This is a genomic window from Xanthomonas sp. WCS2018Noco2-27 (genome assembly GCF_031843525.1).
Classification (GTDB): Bacteria; Pseudomonadota; Gammaproteobacteria; order Xanthomonadales; family Xanthomonadaceae; genus Xanthomonas.
Window position 1 is genome coordinate 218,749 of record NZ_JAVTIK010000003.1, and the last position, 17,313, is coordinate 236,061.

The 17,313-nt window shown below is 63.2% G+C and carries 11 protein-coding genes; 8 read left to right on the top strand and 3 right to left on the bottom strand.

Annotated features, from left to right (window positions below; translation table 11 throughout):
* Positions 1–268: 268 nt before the first annotated feature.
* Positions 269–3,043 (bottom strand): TonB-dependent receptor, encoded by a 2,775-nt coding sequence (locus tag RQH86_RS08605; protein ID WP_161963909.1) that lies wholly within the window; start codon positions 3,041–3,043, stop codon positions 269–271.
* 311 nt (positions 3,044–3,354) lie between these two features.
* The gene (locus tag RQH86_RS08610; protein ID WP_311240301.1) at positions 3,355–5,436 is read right to left on the bottom strand and encodes a glycoside hydrolase family 97 protein; all 2,082 of its coding nucleotides are present in this window, start codon (positions 5,434–5,436) and stop codon (positions 3,355–3,357) included.
* Between the two features lie 241 nt (positions 5,437–5,677).
* Between RQH86_RS08610 and RQH86_RS08615 the strand changes: the two genes are divergently transcribed.
* From RQH86_RS08615 to RQH86_RS08625, 3 genes are read left to right on the top strand one after another with little or no spacing between them, the layout of a single operon-like run.
* Positions 5,678–7,864 (top strand): Six-hairpin glycosidase-like protein, encoded by a 2,187-nt coding sequence (locus tag RQH86_RS08615; RefSeq protein WP_311240300.1) that lies wholly within the window; start codon positions 5,678–5,680, stop codon positions 7,862–7,864.
* Positions 7,861–9,339, top strand: coding sequence for an MFS transporter (locus RQH86_RS08620; RefSeq protein ID WP_115562390.1), 1,479 nt, complete (start codon positions 7,861–7,863; stop codon positions 9,337–9,339). The genes RQH86_RS08615 and RQH86_RS08620 overlap by 4 nt, the downstream gene beginning before the upstream one ends.
* Complete coding sequence (locus tag RQH86_RS08625; protein ID WP_311240299.1) at positions 9,339–11,012, top strand: alpha-amylase family glycosyl hydrolase; 1,674 nt, start codon at positions 9,339–9,341, stop codon at positions 11,010–11,012. Before RQH86_RS08620 ends, RQH86_RS08625 begins: the two co-directional genes overlap by 1 nt.
* Positions 11,013–11,190: 178 nt before the next feature.
* Here the strand turns inward: RQH86_RS08625 and RQH86_RS08630 are convergent, their stop codons facing one another.
* Positions 11,191–12,315, bottom strand: coding sequence for a LacI family DNA-binding transcriptional regulator (locus RQH86_RS08630; protein ID WP_311240298.1), 1,125 nt, complete (start codon positions 12,313–12,315; stop codon positions 11,191–11,193).
* A gap of 326 nt (positions 12,316–12,641) precedes the next feature.
* On the opposite strand from RQH86_RS08630, the gene thrS reads away from it, so the two are divergent.
* The 5 genes from thrS (at position 12,642) to pheS (ending at position 17,239) form a co-directional block, all read left to right on the top strand.
* Complete coding sequence (gene thrS, locus RQH86_RS08635; protein ID WP_055851497.1) at positions 12,642–14,546, top strand: threonine--tRNA ligase; 1,905 nt, start codon at positions 12,642–12,644, stop codon at positions 14,544–14,546.
* A gap of 63 nt (positions 14,547–14,609) precedes the next feature.
* Positions 14,610–15,137: a translation initiation factor IF-3 gene (infC, locus tag RQH86_RS08640; protein WP_074052463.1), complete on the top strand. Its 528-nt coding sequence runs from the start codon at positions 14,610–14,612 to the stop codon at positions 15,135–15,137.
* 249 nt (positions 15,138–15,386) lie between these two features.
* The gene (gene rpmI, locus RQH86_RS08645; RefSeq protein WP_006449141.1) at positions 15,387–15,584 is read left to right on the top strand and encodes a 50S ribosomal protein L35; all 198 of its coding nucleotides are present in this window, start codon (positions 15,387–15,389) and stop codon (positions 15,582–15,584) included.
* Positions 15,585–15,594: 10 nt separating this feature from the next.
* Positions 15,595–15,954: a 50S ribosomal protein L20 gene (gene rplT, locus RQH86_RS08650; RefSeq protein ID WP_006449140.1), complete on the top strand. Its 360-nt coding sequence runs from the start codon at positions 15,595–15,597 to the stop codon at positions 15,952–15,954.
* A gap of 289 nt (positions 15,955–16,243) precedes the next feature.
* On the top strand, positions 16,244–17,239 hold the full coding sequence (pheS, locus tag RQH86_RS08655) for a phenylalanine--tRNA ligase subunit alpha (RefSeq protein ID WP_055851500.1): 996 nt from the start codon (positions 16,244–16,246) through the stop codon (positions 17,237–17,239).
* Positions 17,240–17,313 lie beyond the last annotated feature (74 nt).

The window sequence follows — 17,313 nt, forward strand, 5'->3', positions numbered from 1 at the left end:
CTTGCTTTGATCGGAGCTTACTTCGTCGAAAGTAGTATCGATTTTGTAGCATTGATGCCTGGGCTTTAGGGAAGGGAAGGAGCCTTAGCCTCACCCCAACCCCTCTCCCGATGGGAGAGGGGCCTATCTTCCTGCAACGCTTGGTCGCTGTGGTATCGAGCGTGTCGTTCGCCTTCCGCTGTGGAAGGCGAACTAGGGGTATGACGCGCCCCGACGTTTCGGAAGCGACTCAGGCGTCTTGTCTCCAGAACGTGGTGATACCAGCCACTCAGAACTTGTAGTTCACGCCCAGCACAAAGGTGCGGCCCCATTCGATGTATTCGAGCGGGCGGTCCTTGGTTTCTGCGTAGGTGCGGTACGGCGAGTTGCTGAGGTTGCTGGCTTGCAGTAGCAGGGTGAGGCCATCGAGGGTGCTGCCTTCGGCGAAGTTGTAGCTGATCTGCGCGTCGGTGATGTTTTCGCCGACGACGTAGCGCAGGGTGCGGTTGCCGTTGAAGTTGCCGATCTCGCCGATGAAATCCGAGCGGCGACGCTGGCTGACGCGTGCTTCGAAGCCCTTGTGCTCGTAATACGCGGTGAGGTTGTAGACGCGCTCGGACAAGCCGGGCAGGCTGATTTCACCATCACCGACGCTGGAGGCGCTTTCCGGGTCGCGGATCTTGACGTCGCTGTCGTTGAAGGTGGCGCTGGCCTGGATGCCGAAGCCTTCCAGCGGGGCGAACAGCAGATCCAGCGGCAGCGAGGCAGTGAGTTCGACGCCGCGTAGCGTGCCGCCCTTGCCGTTGAACGGTGCACTGAAGGTGCCTGTGGTGAGCACCGGTGCCGAGCCCGGTGGCGGCACGTAGCCGGCGACCAGTGCGGAGAAATCGTAGTTGTCGCGGCTCTGGGTGTAGATGTAGCTCTTCAGGTCCTTGTAGAAGAAGGCAGCCGCGACATAGGCGCGCTCGGCGAAATATTTTTCGTACGAGAGGTCGATAGCGTTCGCGCGCCATGGGTCGAGCATCGGGTTGCCGCCGCTGGCGCCGGGCCGGCCGGTCGAGGTATCCACGCCAAACTCCAGCGAGGCACGCAGTTGGTCCACGCGTGGGCGCGCGACCTGCTTGGCCATCGCAAAGCGCAGCGTCTGCTCGTACGGGAACTGGAAAGCCAGGTTCAAGCTGGGCAGCCAGTCGCGATACTTCTTGCCATCGTCGATGGGCCGCACTTCGCTGCCAGGCGGCTGCGAGGCATCCCAGTAATTTGCCTGCGAGGATTGATCGGCGCTCTGCAACTGCACGCCGATATTGCCGCGCACACCGACCTCGCCCCATTCGGTATCGATGTTGGCGCGCAGCCAGGCGGTGGTGATCTTCTCTTCGACCGTCCAGGCCTTGGACACCAGGAACGAGGCATCGTCGCTGGGGTTGAACAGCATGTAGCGCGAGACCGCGGCCGGCACATTCCACGCGGGCAGGGAGCCGAGACCGGCAAAGCCGAGATTGACCGGTGCGTATTGGAGATCCGCTGCTACCGTGGCCTCGCCCTGCGCGCCTAGCGTGATGTTGCCTTCGGGCTGGGTCTTCTGCTTTTCGCGGTTGGCGTAGTTGACGCCGACATCCAGATCCGAGAACCAGCTCAGCGCTTCGGGCATCGGGAAGCTGGCCTGCAGGCGTGCGCCCTTGAGCACGTCTTCCACACGCGGCACCTTGCCGTAACCGGAGCCGTAGATGGTGTTGGTGAGGAACAGCTCACCCGGATCGGAATAATTCATGCCCGGCGCCAGTTGCGAGAAGCCGTTGCCGACGACCGACACGCCAACGGTGTCCAACTGTGGCATGGGGGCACGCTGGAGATTGTTCTCCAGGTTCAATTCGTCGCGAGTGGCCTTGGAGTAGTTCAGGTCGGCGATGATCTTGACCGCGCCGGCGGTGATTTCGTTGTTCCAGCCGAACGCTTCGATCTTGTCTTCGCGCTTGTTGTACATGCCGCGCACCAGCGGGTAGACGCCGCTGGCGGTGCCGCCGATGAAGCTGTTGTTGTCGTTGACGCGCACGTCGGTGATGTTTAGGCCCGGCGTGTAGCCGCCGTTGTAGTTGCTGAGGTTGAGCTCGAACTGGTTGGCCGTGTCGATCTGCTCGGCCTTGGTGTGGAAGGCGTCGAGCGTGCTGGTCCAGGCGTTGGACGGGCGATATTGCAGCGTGGCCATGACGCCATCGCGCTTTTGGTTGCCGGTGCGGCGCAGTGCCTTGATGCCGTCGGAGAAATACACGCCGTCGGCCACGCCAGGGCGTTGACGCTGTGCGTTGACCTGCTGCCACGGCTCGTACAGGCCCACCTGGTTTTCCTGGATCGGCATGTCGGTGTGGGCGTAGCCGATGGTCAGGCCGATGGTGCGATCGGCGAACTGATCGATGTAGCTGACGTTGAAGCGGTTGCCGTAAGGGTCGACGTTGGCAGCCTTGCCCAGCGAGTTGCGCTGATAGCGGCCACCGATGGCGATCACCCGCTCGTTGTAGCTCAGCGGGCGCGCGGTCTGCATGTCGACGGTGCCCGACAGGCCCTGGCCCACCAAACCAGCGTCAGGGGTCTTGTAGACGGTGACGCCGCTGACCAGCTCGGACGGATACTGGTCGAATTCCACGCTGCGGTTATCGCCGGTGCTGACCACTTCGCGGCCATTGAGCAGGGTGGTGGAGAAGTCCGGCGACAGGCCGCGTACGCTGATGACCTGCGCGCGACCTGCCACCCGCTGCGCGGCCAGGCCAGGCAGGCGCGCGAGCGATTCGGCGATGCTGACGTCGGGCAGGCGGCCGATGTCTTCGGCCGAAATGGCTTCCACGATCGAGGTGGAGTCGCGCTTGACCGAGATGGCACCTTCGATCGCGCGCCGCAGGCCGGTGACCTGCACCTTGTCCAACTCGGTGACTGCGCCGTTCTGTTGATTGGATGCGGTTTGTTCGGTGGTGGTGGCTTGTGCAGGCGTTGCCGACTGCGCAGCAGCCAGCGTCGGTGCCATGGCAACGGCCAGGGCGATACTCAGCGCAGAGCGCTTGTGCTTCAACATTTTCCCCTCCCAGGTACATGTTGTTCTTTGATTTTTTGATCCGGCAGACGCCTGGATGTCATGCGTCGCACGCCCGGACGGACGTCACGACTGCAACGTATGGTAGACACCGCACCCGCATGCAAACGGGTGCTGCATACGTATTCAACCCGCACAACCGCAATGAAATCGATTCCACGCAAGGCATCCAGCGCACGAAGCCGCTGCTGCCGATCACGCATGGGCGCGATGCACGACCTGTGGCGATGGGGCGCGGTGGTGAGATGCACTCACTGGCGTCGGCGGCACCGCAGCGTGCTGCGATGCATCACTCAACGCTTGTCATCCATCGGGACGAAGCGGATCGCCTGTCCGCCACCAGGGGCCAGGCGCAGTTCGAGGGTGTCGCTGCTGCCGACCTGGCGCTCTTCGCGCACAAAGGCGAACGGGTTGCTCAGGTAATCGGCGCCGTCGCCATCGCGGTAAATCTGGGCGGTGTAGCGCACGCCGGGTTCGAGAAAACCCAGCGGCACCTGCAGCAGGCGGCCGTGTTCGTCGGTGATGCTGCCCAGGAACCATTCGCGGCTATGCCGATCCTTGCGCGCGATGGTCACGTAGTCGCCCACTTCGCCATTCAATGCGCGGGTCTGGTCCCAGTCCACCGCCACGTCTTCGATGAAGCGGAACGCGTCGCGATGCTGCAGATAATGCTCAGGCAGATCGGCGGCCATCTGGATCGGGCTATACAGCGTCACATACAGTGCGAGCTGCCGCGCCAGCGTGCTGGGAATGGCCTGGCCGTTGCGGCCCTTCAGGCTGACGATGCCCGGTGTGTAATCCATCGGCCCGGCAAGTAGGCGCGTAAACACCAGGTTGACCTCGTGTTCCGGCGGATTGGGCGGCTGGCCCCAGGCGTTGTATTCCATTCCGCGCGCGCCTTCGCGCGAGATCCAGTTGGGATAGGTGCGGCGCAGGCCGGTGTCCTTGATCGGCTCATGTGCATTGACCGCGATGTGCCGCTCGGCCGCCTCGCGCACCACACGCAGATGATGGCGCGCCATCCATTGGCCATCGTGCCACTCGCGCAACGGTGCACCGCCCGCAGGGTTGCGTCGCTCCACCTGACCGTCGTCGCAGACATAGCCGGTCTTTACCGAGTCCACGCCGAAGCGTGCGTACAGGTCCATCGCCTCGGCGATCTGGTCTTCGTAATGGTCCACTGCGCATCCCGTTTCATGATGGCCGATCAAATGCACGCCTTTGGCTGCGGCGTACGTGCTCAGTGCGGGCAGGTCGAAATCCGGCGTGGATTTTGTGAAATCGAAGCTACCGCCGTTGCCGAACCATTCGCCGTCCCAGCCCGGATTCCAGCCTTCGACCAGCACGCCGCGAAATCCATGTGCGGCGGCAAAGTCGATATAGCGCTTGGTCGTGGCGGTGGTGGCCGCATGTTTGGGTCCGGTGGCCCAGGTCTGTTGGTTGAGATGCATTGACCACCACACACCGACATATTTGGAAGGTTTGACCCAGTCCACCGCGCCCAGCGCATTGGGTTCGTTGAGGTTGAGGATCAGGTTGGATTCCACCAGGCCGGTGGCCTGATCGGCGATCTGCAGCGTGCGCCACGGCGTATCGAACGGCAGGCTGCGGCGCACCTTCCAGCCTTCGGCGGCCGGCGACAACTGCGCGCGCAGGCGCTGGTCGTCGGTGCGGCGTAGCCACATGCCGGCGTAGTCCACCAACGCCGCTTCGTGCAGCGCAATGTGCAGCCCGCTGTCGGTGCGCAGCGTCAGTGGCGTATGCGCCAGTGCGACCTGATTCAACGGCGTGCGCCGATACAGATACTCGTAGTGGATCGGCTCGCCTGCGGGAATCCACCATGCTTCAGCCGGTTGTGCGATGGCGAACTCAGTGACTTCCTCGTCGATGATCGCTTCACGCAATCCGGCTTGCTGCGGGAAGTGGTAGCGAAATCCCACGCCGTCGTCGTAAACGCGAAAGATCACCTCGAAGCTGCGTTGCGCACCGTCGCGTTCGGCCAGGCTGACGCGTAGTTCGTTGTAATGATTGCGCACCAGGCGTGTTTCGCCCCAGGGTTGCTCCCAGGTGTCGTCATGGCTCTGGCGTGACTGCGAACGCACCACCAGCCCACGGTCCAGGCGGCCGTCGCGCAAGGTAAAGCCCAGCCGTGAGCGCTGTATGACCGGCTGTCCCAGCCGCTGCACACGGTAGTACGGCGTGCCGCCATCCAGGTCCAGACTCACTTGCAAGACCTTGCCGGGCGACGCCACGTCGATGGTGGTGACCTCGGCGTGCGCCATCGCGGCAAGACTGCCGAGGCAGGTCAGAACCAGCAGCCGCGCGATCCAGGCGGCGCCGAATGTCGAGCGTGCTCGACGTAAAGACAGCGGCATATCCCCTCCCAAGGCGACCGTTGCAGAAGCGGCGACTATGCAGCGGCACACCGTGCAAGCGCCGTGCTGTGCGCTCGTTGCCGCCATGAATACGTATGCAGTGATGCGTCAGGGCAGGGTGCGCGTCTACCATGGCGTACGGCACCTGGGAGGGTCCGCGACCGTGGCACGCCTGTGCCGCGCACCACAACGCGTGCAACGAGGGAGGAAGGCCGACGGCACAAGCCGTCTTGCCGCTTCGATGCTGAAGATGATCTGCATGGCTGCAACGCTCGGCGTTGCGGCAAGCTCGCCGGTATTGGCCGACGAGTTGGAATTTCAGGGGCGCCGCGCGTACGCGCATGCGCTGGACGATGGGAGCTTTGTGTTGCGCTGGCCGCAGGGCGAGCGCCGCATTGCCGCGCAGCCGATGCGCACGCACACCGCCAGCCCGATGTTCGACGCCTTGTTTGCGTTGGCGCAGCAGGAGATGGCCGACGACCGGGTCGATGCGATCCGCGATCCGGCCTTCAACGCCGGTAAGCCGGTGCCGTGCAACTGCTTCGAGACCGGCGAACGCTGGCCATATGTGTGGACGCGCGATGTCAGTTTCGCCGCCGATCTGGCGTTGGCGCGGCTGGAACCGCAGCGCACACGCAATGCATTGCGCTTCAAGCTGTCGGCCGCACGCGACGGGAAGACCCCTGGCGTGTTCGTGGCGCAGGACACCGGCTCCGGTGGCAGCTGGCCGATCAGTAGCGACCGCGTGGTGTGGTTTTTGGCCGCACGTGGATTGCTGGACGACACACAGTTTGCTGAGGAGGTCTGGCAGGCGCTGCAGGGGACGATCGCGCAGGACCGCGATGCGGTATTCGATGCGCAGATCGGCCTCTACCGTGGCGAAACCTCGTTTCTGGATTGGCGCGAGCAAACCTATCCGGACTGGACGCGAGAGAACGTTGCCTTCATCGCCGAGTCGTTCGCACTATCGACCAACGTGTTGCATTACCAGGCGTTGCGTCTGGCCGAGCAGCTGGCACGCCAGCATGGCGACGCACGCGCTGCCGACTACGCACAGTGGGCCGATGCATTGCGTCAGACCATCGATGCACGCTTCTGGGATGCAGGCAGCAGCCAGTATGTGAGTTATCTCGGCACGGCGGCGCATCCGGTGCGCTATGCCAAGGTCGATCTGCTGGGCGTGTCGTTGGGCGTGCTGGCCGATGTGTTCCCCGCAGAGCGCGCACGCACCGCGCTGCGCAATTATCCGATGGTTGCCGGAGGCAGCCCGGTGGTGTGGCCGCAGGAAGCGGCGCAGCCGATTTATCACAATCGCGCCATCTGGCCATTCGTCAGTGCCTATGCCTTGCGCGCGGCGCGTGCGCTGGACGATGCGCCGCGCATTGCATTGGAGCTGCAATCGCTGATGCGCGGTAGCGCGCTGGCCGGCTCCAACATGGAAAACTACGAGATGCAGAGCCTGGCCGTGCATGTGGAAGATGGCGTGCGCAGTGGCCCGGTGGTGAATTCGCCGCGTCAGCTGTGGTCGGTAGCCGGCTATCTTTCTGCGGTGCTGGACGGCGTGTTCGGTGTGTCTGCCGATGGCAGCGTTGCCCCGAAATTGCCGCGCAGCCTGCTGCCGCTGCTGTTCGGCGACCGCGAGCGGATCCTGCTGGAGCAGGGCACACGTCGGTACGTGTTGTTGCGTCCGACAAACGAAGAGGGCGACTTACTGGTGGCCGGCCGTGTCACCCAGCAGGGCCAGACCACGCAGGTGCAGTTGGTCGGTCGCACGGCCGATCTGGCTGCGCCGCCGCAGCCGGTGCAGGTGTTTGCACCGCAAACGCCAGCGATGCCGGTTGCGCAACGGCGGGGCAGCGGTCACCGCATCGCCATTCCCGCTGGCGCGACGCTGTACATGGATGGCCGTGCGTTGGACGCCAGTGAACATTGGGATCTTGCCGATGACGGTGTGTTGCATGTGCTCAGCCTGACCCGGCGTGTGGCAGATCTTGAATCGCTGCACAGTCCTTCGTTGACGCTTGGTCCGGCGCAGGAACTGCGCGGCAGCCACGCCTGGGCATGGGAGCCGTCGCATAGCGGCCAGCATCGCGTGTCGCTGCGCTATCGCAACGACAATGGGCCGATCAATACCGGCGTCACTGCCGCAGTGAAGCAGCTGGTGCTGGAATGCCCAGGAAAAGCTGCGCAATCGCATGTCATCGTGATGCCGCATAGCGTGGGCGAGCAGGTCTCCACGCAGGCGACTTTCGATGTGGTAGCGGGGCAGGCCTGTGCGTTTCGGCTGGACGATGGTTTCAATATGAGCGCGTTGAAGCACTTTGCGCAGTACAACGGCGGCCGTGGTGGTCGCGATGGAGTGGTCAACACGGCGCAGATCAGCGCGTTGATCGTGGGGCCGGCAGCCATCATGGAGACAGCGCAATGACCGCCAAACCCCGCCTGAGCTTCTGGCAGATCTGGAACATGTGCTTCGGCTTTCTCGGCATCCAGTTCGGGTTCGCGCTGCAGAACGCCAATGCCAGCCGCATCTTCCAGACCCTGGGCGCGCAGGTCGACGATGTACCGGGATTGTGGATCGCTGCACCGCTCACCGGGCTGATCGTGCAGCCCATCATCGGGTATCTGTCCGATCGCACCTGGACGCCCTGGGGCCGTCGGCGCCCGTATTTCATGGTGGGCGCGGTGTTTACCACGCTGGCGCTGTTGGTGATGCCGAACGCGCCAGTGCTGTGGATTGCTGCCGGCACGCTGTGGGTGCTGGATGCATCGATCAATATTTCGATGGAGCCATTCCGCGCACTGGTGGGCGACCAGCTGCCACCCGCGCAGCGGCCCACCGGCTATGCAATGCAAAGCTTCTTCATCGGTGTTGGTGCGATCGTGGCGAGCTTTCTGCCGTGGCTGCTCACGCGCTGGGGCGTAGCCAATACCGCACCGCCAGGGCAACTGCCCGACAGCGTGCGCTACGCGTTCTACCTGGGTGCGGCGGTGTTGTTCCTGTCGATCGCATGGACCGTGCTACGCACCCGCGAATACAGTCCCGCGCAGCTGGCGAGCTTCGACGATGCGCACCCGCCCGCTGCAACGCAAATGGGCAGCGGTGCGCTGCCGTCGCAGGCATCAAGTGCAGCATGGTGCGTTGCTGGCGTGTTGCTAGCTGCGGCCATCGCCTGGCAGCACGGCGATCGCATGCTGTATGTGCTGGCCGGCCTGTGCATCGCCTATGGCGCGTTGCTCGCGTTGACGCGTGTACTGCCGGGCACCAGCATGCTGGTCGTCATTGTGCAGGACTTGCGCAGCATGCCGATGACCATGCGACGTTTGGCCTGGGTGCAGTTTTTCTCGTGGTTTGCGCTGTTTGCGATGTGGATCTACACCACCGCAGCGGTGACGCAGGTGCACTTCGGCGCGACCGATACGGTCTCGGCAGCCTACAACGATGGTGCGAACTGGGTGGGTGTGCTGTTTGGCGCCTACAACGGATTTGCAGCGCTGGCAGCGTTGATCATTCCTTTGCTGGTGCGTGCGATTGGCTTGCGCTGGAGCCACCTGTGCAACCTGTGGCTGGGCGCTGCGGGCTTGCTGTCGATGTTGGTGATTCGTGACCCGCAATGGTTGCTGCTGTCCATGCTGGGCGTCGGTTTTGCCTGGGCATCGATTCTGTCGCTGCCATACGCCTTGCTGTCCGACAGCGTGCCCGCCGCCAAGATGGGCGTGTACATGGGCATCTTCAATTTCTTTATCGTGATTCCGCAGTTGGTCGCTGCCAGCGCGCTGGGCTTTGTGCTCCGCGTCTGGTTGGGCGGCCAGCCAATCTATGCATTGGCCATTGGCGGGCTCAGCCTGTTGATTGCAGGCGTATGCGTGGTGCGGGTCCCCGTCGCCTCGGGAGGGCAGTGATGCGTAGTGCGATCTATCTGGCATTGACGATGTATGCGGGCGTGGCGCTCGCCGCGCCTGCTTCCAGGGAGTATTACGGCACCCTGGAGCCGTTGGCCGCCGATGCGGTGTATTTCGTGGTCACCGATCGCTTCGTCAACGGCGATACCGGCAACGATCAGCGCGAGCAGGGCGGTGCGCAGCGCACCTTCGATGTGCCCACCCCGTGCGCCGATGGCAGCGACGACAACATCGGCTACCTCGGCGGCGATTTCAAAGGCATCGTCGAACAGGCCGACTACATTCGCGACCTGGGTTTCGGTGCGGTGTGGATCACGCCGATCGTCGACAACCCGGACCAGGCATTTACCGGCGGCAAGCCGATCACCTGCGGTAGCACGCTCAGCGACCACGGCAAGACCGGTTATCACGGTTACTGGGGCGTCAACTTCTACAGGCTGGACGAGCATCTCCCCAGTCCGGGACTGGACTTTGCCGGCTTCACCCGCGCCATGCACGCCAACAAGCTGAAGGTGGTGCTGGATATCGTGGGTAATCACGGCTCGCCGGCCTACACCATGCCGGTGGCGCAGCCCGGTTTCGGCAAGCTCTACGATGCCAGTGGTCGCTTGGTTGCCGATCACCAGAATCTGCCGCCGGCGCAGCTGGATCCGCAGCACAACCCATTGCACGCCTTCTACAACACCGGTGGCGGTCTGGCGGAATTGTCCGACCTCAACGAGAACAACCCGGCGGTGCTCGATTACCTGGCCGATGCGTATCTGCAATGGATGGAGCAGGGTGCCGATGCATTCCGTATCGACACCATCGGCTGGATGCCGGACCGCTTCTGGCATGCCTTCGTTGCGCGCATCCGCGAAAAACAGCCGGGATTTTTCATGTTTGGCGAGGCGTTCGATTACAACGCCGACAAGATTGCCGGCCACACCTGGGCACGCAACGCCGGTGTGAGCGTGCTGGATTTCCCGTTGAAGCAGCAGCTGTCGGCAGTCTTCGGCCACACGCAAGAGGGTTTCGAACAGCTCGCCAAACCGTTGTTTCTGGGTCAGGGGCCGTATGCGAACCCGTACGAGCTGATGAGCTTTTACGACAACCACGACATGGCGCGTCTGGATGCCAGCGACACCGGCTTTATCGATGCGCACAACTGGCTGTTCACCGCGCGCGGCATCCCGGTGATTTATTACGGCTCGGAAATCGGCTTCATGCGTGGGCGGGCGGAGCATGCGGGCAATCGCAATTACTTCGGCGTCGAGCGCATTAAAGCAGCACCGCAAAGCCCGATCTTCGGCCCGCTGAAACAGATCGCCCGCGTGCGCCGTGAGACGCCCGCGCTGCAGCGCGGCGTGCAGGTCGACGTAATGTTGCGCGGCAACCAGGCGGCATTCTTTCGCGTCTATCAGCATGCAGGAATCAGCCAGACCGCCCTGGTGTTGCTCAACAAGGGCGATGCGGCCGCAAACATCGAAGTGACGCGCTTTCTGCAGCCGGGCACGTGGCGTGATGCGATGAGTGGTGAAACGCTAGAGGTGCAAGGTCAGTTGGCGACGCAGGTGCCAGCGCACGGTGTGCGTGTCTTGCTCTCGGATGCGCCGATCACCGACCCTGCATTACGCAAGCAACTCGATGCCCAGATGGCCGATCAAGCCGTCCGCGACGCCCGCAACAGATAGGAGCGCGCGCGGGCGCGATGGGACCTGATCGGTAACGCCTCGTCGCGCCCAGGTGCGCTCCTACGAGGCATCAATGGTCTGCAGCCACTATTGCAGCCCGTCGTGCATGCTCTAGCGATTCCCGATTCCCGATTCCCGATTCCCGATTCCCGAATCCCGAATCCCGAATCCCGATTCCTCAACGCGTCCCAGGCACATCAGCGGCTCGCCCACGCCCGCCATCGCCGGTTTCCGCCGCCGCGGCCGGCGACCAGCCCAGCGGTGGCTGTAACCCGCTGCTACGCGAGGAATCGCGTACTGCCAGCCGCACCGGGATCGTGCGGCTCTGCGCCGCTTCGCCACGGATCAGCGCGACCAGGCTTTCCACCAACAACGCGCCGGCCTGCTTGGTGTCCTGTTGCACGGTGGACAGGGCCGGCGCAACCGATGCGGCCAGCGCGATATCGTCGAAGCCGCTGATCGCCACGTCCTGCGGCACGCGTAAACCGCGTTCGCGCAACGCGCGCATCGCACCGATCGCAATCAGGTCGCTGGCCGCACACACCGCATCGAACGCCTTGCCGCTCTCCAGCAGCGCCAGGCATGCCGCATGGCCCGACGATTCGGTGGTGATCGCATCGAACTGCAGCGCGGCATCGGCGACCAGATCCTGCTGCGCCAGCGCCGCGACGTGGCCCCGGTAGCGCTCTTCGAATTCGGGGTAGTGATTGGACGCGTGGCCAAGAAACGCAATGCGTCGGCACCCCTGCGCCAACAGGTGCTCGGTGATGTCCAGCCCGCCCTGATAATTGTCGCTGCCGATGGAAATGCCCGGCTGGCCCGGCAATGCCGCGCCCCAGCGCACGAAGTGCGTGCCTTGCTCCACCAGCAACTGCAGCCGCTGGCGCGATTCCTGATAATCGCCATAGCCCAGCAAAATAATGCCGTCGGCCTTGTTGCTGTCTTCGTAATCGGCCTGCCAGTCCTTGGACAGCTGCTGGAACGACACCAGCAGGTCATAACCCTGCAGCGCGCAGGCGCGCGTGATCGAGCCCAGCATCGAGTGGAAGAACGGGTTGATCAGCGAATCGTCGGCGGTGGGGTCTTCGAAGAACAGCAGCGCCAGCGTGCCGGCGTTGCGCAGCCGTAGCGAGGAGGCGTTCTTGTCGACCTTGTAGTTCAGCTCGTGCGCGATACGCAGAATCCGCTTGCGCGTTTCCTCGTTGACCATCGGGCTGCCGCGCAACGCGCGCGAGACGGTCGGCTGCGACACACCGGCCAGGTAGGCGATATCCAGCGAGGTGGCTTTACCCTTGATGGTCATGGTCGGCAACGGACAGGACAAGTGGCCGGCATCATGCCACGCGCCCGGCAGCGGCGTGCCGCACTGCCCAGTGGCCGCCTGATTGGTTTACCATTCACGCCCAAGACCCCTTGCGAGAAGGTGGCCCGCGCTCCGCGCCGGCCCAGCGTGCGACATGAGCACTATCACCGCCCACCTTTGATCCGGACCGGCCCCAGCGCAGTCAGCGCCCGCGTGCCGTTGTCCCGCGCAGCGTCTCTCGTACGTTCTTTCCGAGCCTGTCCAGCAGTGGGCAGATCTCTCATGGCAGCTCACCGCTGCAGCCAGCCCAGACCTCATTCTTGCCCATGATCAACATCACGCTCCCCGACGGCAGCCGCCGCGAATTCGAATCCCCCGTCTCGGTGATGCAGGTCGCCCAGTCGATCGGCGCCGGGCTGGCCAAGGCCACCATCGCCGGCCAGGTGGACGGCCAGCTGGTCGATGCCAGCGACGTCATCGACCATGACGCCAGCCTGCGCATCATCACCGCCAAGGATGCCGAAGGCGTGGAGATCATCCGCCACTCGTGCGCGCATCTGGTGGGGCATGCGGTCAAGCAGCTGTACCCGGACGTCAAGATGGTGATCGGCCCGGTCATCGCCGAAGGCTTCTATTACGACATCTACAGCGAGCGCCCGTTCACGCCAGACGACATGGCGGCGATCGAGCAGCGCATGCAGGAACTGATCGCGCAGGATTACGAGGTGATCAAGAAGGTCACCCCGCGCGCGGAAGTGATCGAGGTGTTCGCCCAGCGCGGCGAGGAGTACAAGCTGCGCCTGATCGAGGACATGTCCGACGACATCACCGCGATGGGTCTGTACTACCACCAGGAATACGTGGACATGTGCCGCGGCCCGCATGTGCCCAATACGCGCTTCCTCAAGGCCTTCAAGCTCACCCGCATTTCCGGCGCCTACTGGCGCGGCGATGCCAAGAACGAGCAGTTGCAGCGCATCTACGGCACCGCCTGGGCCGACAAGAAGCAGCTCGACGCCTACATCCTGCGCATGGAAGAAGCCGATAAGCGCGACCATCGCCGCATCGGCAAGGCGCAGGACTTGTTCCATCTGCAGGAAGAAGCCCCCGGCCTGGTGTTCTGGCACCCCAAGGGCTGGTCGCTGTGGCAGGTGGTCGAGCAATACATGCGCAAGGTCTACCGCGACAGCGGCTACGGCGAAGTGCGCTGCCCGCAGATCCTGGACGTATCGCTGTGGCAGAAGTCCGGCCACTGGGACAACTACCAGGACGCGATGTTCTTCACCGAGTCGGAGAAGCGCACCTACGCGGTCAAGCCGATGAACTGTCCCGGCCACGTGCAGGTGTTCAACCAGGGCCTGCACAGCTACCGCGACCTGCCGATCCGTTACGGCGAATTCGGCGCCTGCCACCGCAACGAGCCCTCCGGCGCGCTGCACGGCATCCTGCGCGTGCGCGGGTTCACCCAGGACGACGGCCACGTGTTCTGCCTGGAATCGCAGATCGAAGCCGAAGTCACCGCCTTCCATCAGCAGGCACTGGCGGTCTACACCGCGTTCGGCTTCGACGACATCGAGATCAAAATCGCATTGCGCCCGGAAAAGCGCCTGGGCGACGACATCACCTGGGACAAGGCCGAAGCCGCGCTACGCAGCGCGCTGGGCGTGTGCGGAGTGGAGTGGCAGGAACTGCCGGGCGAGGGCGCCTTCTACGGCCCCAAGATCGAATACCACCTCAAGGACGCCATCGGCCGCACCTGGCAGCTGGGCACGATGCAGGTCGATTTCATGATGCCGGGCCGCCTCGGCGCCGAGTACGTGGACGAGCACAGCCAGAAAAAGCATCCGGTGATGCTGCACCGGGCCATCGTCGGTTCGATGGAGCGTTTTATCGGCATTTTGATCGAGCATCACGCCGGCGCGTTCCCGTCCTGGCTCGCCCCGGTCCAGGTCGTTGTCGCCAATATCACCGACGCTCAGGCCGAATATGTGGACTCGGTTCGGAAAACCCTTGCAAATCAAGGCTTCCGTGTCAACGCCGATTTGCGTAATGAGAAGATCGGTTATAAGATTCGCGAGCATACGCTGCAACGCGTGCCGTACCTGCTCGTCGTCGGTGACCGCGAGAAGGAAAATGGCGCAGTTGCCGTGCGGACGCGTTCGGGGGAGGACCTCGGGACCATGACGGTCTCTGCCTTCATCGAACGCCTGCAGGCAGAGCAGGCAGCGTGAGCCAACCCCGGCCGGTCTGGATGATCCGGATGCGCCGGTTCGATTCCCCTGGGAGATTGCAATATCAGTACCCCTGACAACAAACAGAACCGCAAGAACCAAGAAATCCGTGTGCCGCGCGTCCGCGTGATCGGCAGTGACGGTGAGATGGTCGGCGTGTTGTCGCGCGACGAAGCGCTCGCCAAGGCCGAGGAAGAAGGCCTGGATCTGGTCGAAATCCAGCCGCAGGCCGATCCGCCGGTCTGCAAGATCATGGATTTCGGCAAGTTCAAGTTCGAGCAGCAGAAAAAGGCCAACGAGGCCAAGAAGAAGACCAAGCAGGTCGAGATCAAGGAACTCAAGTTCCGTCCGGTCACGGACGAGGGCGACTACCAGATCAAGCTGCGCAACATGCGTCGCTTCCTGGAAGAGGGTGACAAGGTCAAGGTCAACATCCGTTTCCGTGGCCGCGAAATGAGCCACCAGGAACTGGGTCGCGAGATGGCGGCACGCATCGAGGCCGACTTGGGCGAAGACATCGTCATCGAGTCCCGTCCGCGCCTGGAAGGGCGTCAGATGGTCATGATGATCGCGCCTAAGAAGAAGATTTGATTCCGCGCCGCGACGGGCCCCGACGGGCCCCGACGGGGTTCGTCAAGGCGGCGAATCCGTCGATTTGCAAGAATTCCCGGCAACGGGTAGACTGCGCGGCCCGGTTTTGCCGGGAGCCGCGCAAGCGGCACAGGACCTGTCCCGATCGTGTTCGATCAAGGACTTACAAGCAGGCAAGGGCAAGGATGGAAAGCGTGGTCGCAAGACTGCCGCCCGTGTCAGTGACAAAACACCATCAAGGACATTGCAATGCCCAAGATCAAGACCAACCGGGCGGCGGCCAAGCGTTTCCGCAAGACCGCCTCCGGCAAGTACAAGTGCGGCCACGCAAACCGTAGCCACATCCTCACGAAGAAAGCGACCAAGCGGAAGCGCAACTTGCGGCAGACGAACCACGTCCGTCCCGAGGACGCAGGCCGTCTCGATCGTATGCTTCCCTATCTCTGAGGACTGAACCATGGCACGAGTAAAGCGTGGTGTGCAGGCGCGCCGCCGCCACAAGAAAATTCTGAATCTGGCGAAGGGCTACTACAACGCCCGTCGTAAGGTTTTCCGCGTTGCAAAGCAGGCGGTCATCAAGGCACAGCAGTACGCCTACATTGGCCGTAAGCAGAAGAAGCGCGTGTTCCGTGCGCTTTGGATCACCCGCATCAATGCGGCTGCCCGCATCAATGGTCTGAGCTACAGCCGTTTCATGAATGGCATGCTCAAGGCTGGCATCACCCTGGACCGCAAGGTGCTGGCTGATATCGCCGTGCATGACGCCGCCGGCTTTGCCGCGCTGGCCGAGAAGGCAAAGGGCGCGCTGGCGGCATAAGTGCGAGTCCCTCGCAAGAGCCCGCACAGAGTAGGTGCGAGTCCCTCGCAAGAGCCCGCACATCCATGTGCGGACTTCTAAAGGGGTAGGTCATCGCGACATCGGCACATGCGTGTGCAGATGCCGGCGAGGGAACGCAGATATGCAGGGGGAAGGGCGCGAGTCCTTCCCCTTTTGCGTTTTGGGCTGCCGGCTTCGATTGATGCAAGGGGCTGGTAGCAAGTGAGTGGTCATGCATTCCGGTGCATCCGGAAACACCGTTCGGCTGAGTAGTTGAGGCGCGAGTGCAATGAGTGAGATTCAATCCCTGACCGAGCGCGCGCTGGCCGATGTCGCCGCCGCGCAGACACCGGACCAACTGGAAGCCTTGCGGGTCGCCTTGCTGGGCAAGAGTGGCAGTATCACCGCCCAGCTCAAGCAGCTCGGCACGCTGCCGGCCGAGCAGCGCAAGGCTGCGGGCGAGGCGATCAACCAAACCCGAGATACGCTGAGCGCAGCGTTGTCGGAGCGCAAAACGACCCTGGAAACCGCTGCGCTGGATGCACGTCTTGCCGGCGAGCGCATCGATGTCACTCTGCCGGGCCGGCGTGGCGAGCGCGGCGGCCTGCATCCGGTGACGCGCACGCTCGAGCGCATTGTCGAGATTTTTGCGCGGCTGGGGTACGAGTTGTCCGATGGTCCGGAAATCGAGGACGACTGGCACAATTTCGAAGCACTGAACTTCCCGCCGCATCATCCGGCGCGCGCGATGCACGACACGTTCTATTTCGGCGACGGTCGTCTGCTGCGCACGCATACCTCCGGTGTGCAGGTGCGCTACATGGATGCGCACAAACCACCGCTGCGCATGATTGCGGCCGGCAAGGTGTATCGCTCCGATTCGGATCAGACCCACTCGCCGATGTTCCATCAGGTCGAAGGCCTGCTGGTGGACGAGCATTCGAATTTCGCCGATCTCAAGGGCACCTTGTCCGAGTTCGTGCGCGCGTTCTTCGAGCGCGATTTCGAAATGCGGTTTCGCCCCAGCTATTTCCCGTTCGTGGAGCCGGGTGCCGAGGTAGACATCGCCTGGCAGCAGCCCGACGGCAGCACCCGTTGGTTGGAAGTGCTGGGTTGCGGCATGGTGCACCCGAATGTGTTGCGCAGCGTCGGCATCGACCCGGAGCGCTACACCGGCTTTGCGTTCGGTCTGGGCGTGGAGCGTTTTGCGATGCTGCGCTACGGCGTCAACGACCTGCGCGCGTTTTTCGAAAACGACGTGCGCTTTCTCAGGCAGTTTGCTTGACGGCCGGGAATCGGGAATCGGGAGTGGAGAATCGGAGCAGCCAAGCGCGCTCCTAGCCCACCTTCCAAATCTCC

Excerpts from the sequence above, each read along its gene's own strand:
- thrS (WP_055851497.1), top strand. The coding sequence starts at position 12,642 with ATGATCAACATCACGCTCCCCGACGGCAGCCGCCGCGAATTCGAATCC.
- RQH86_RS08620 (WP_115562390.1), top strand. The coding sequence starts at position 7,861 with ATGACCGCCAAACCCCGCCTGAGCTTCTGGCAGATCTGGAACATGTGC.
- rpmI (WP_006449141.1), top strand. The coding sequence starts at position 15,387 with ATGCCCAAGATCAAGACCAACCGGGCGGCGGCCAAGCGTTTCCGCAAG.
- RQH86_RS08630 (WP_311240298.1), bottom strand. The coding sequence starts at position 12,315 with ATGACCATCAAGGGTAAAGCCACCTCGCTGGATATCGCCTACCTGGCC.
- RQH86_RS08610 (WP_311240301.1), bottom strand. The coding sequence starts at position 5,436 with ATGCCGCTGTCTTTACGTCGAGCACGCTCGACATTCGGCGCCGCCTGG.
- RQH86_RS08625 (WP_311240299.1), top strand. The coding sequence starts at position 9,339 with ATGCGTAGTGCGATCTATCTGGCATTGACGATGTATGCGGGCGTGGCG.
- pheS (WP_055851500.1), top strand. The coding sequence starts at position 16,244 with ATGAGTGAGATTCAATCCCTGACCGAGCGCGCGCTGGCCGATGTCGCC.
- rplT (WP_006449140.1), top strand. The coding sequence starts at position 15,595 with ATGGCACGAGTAAAGCGTGGTGTGCAGGCGCGCCGCCGCCACAAGAAA.
- RQH86_RS08605 (WP_161963909.1), bottom strand. The coding sequence starts at position 3,043 with ATGTTGAAGCACAAGCGCTCTGCGCTGAGTATCGCCCTGGCCGTTGCC.
- RQH86_RS08615 (WP_311240300.1), top strand. The coding sequence starts at position 5,678 with ATGCTGAAGATGATCTGCATGGCTGCAACGCTCGGCGTTGCGGCAAGC.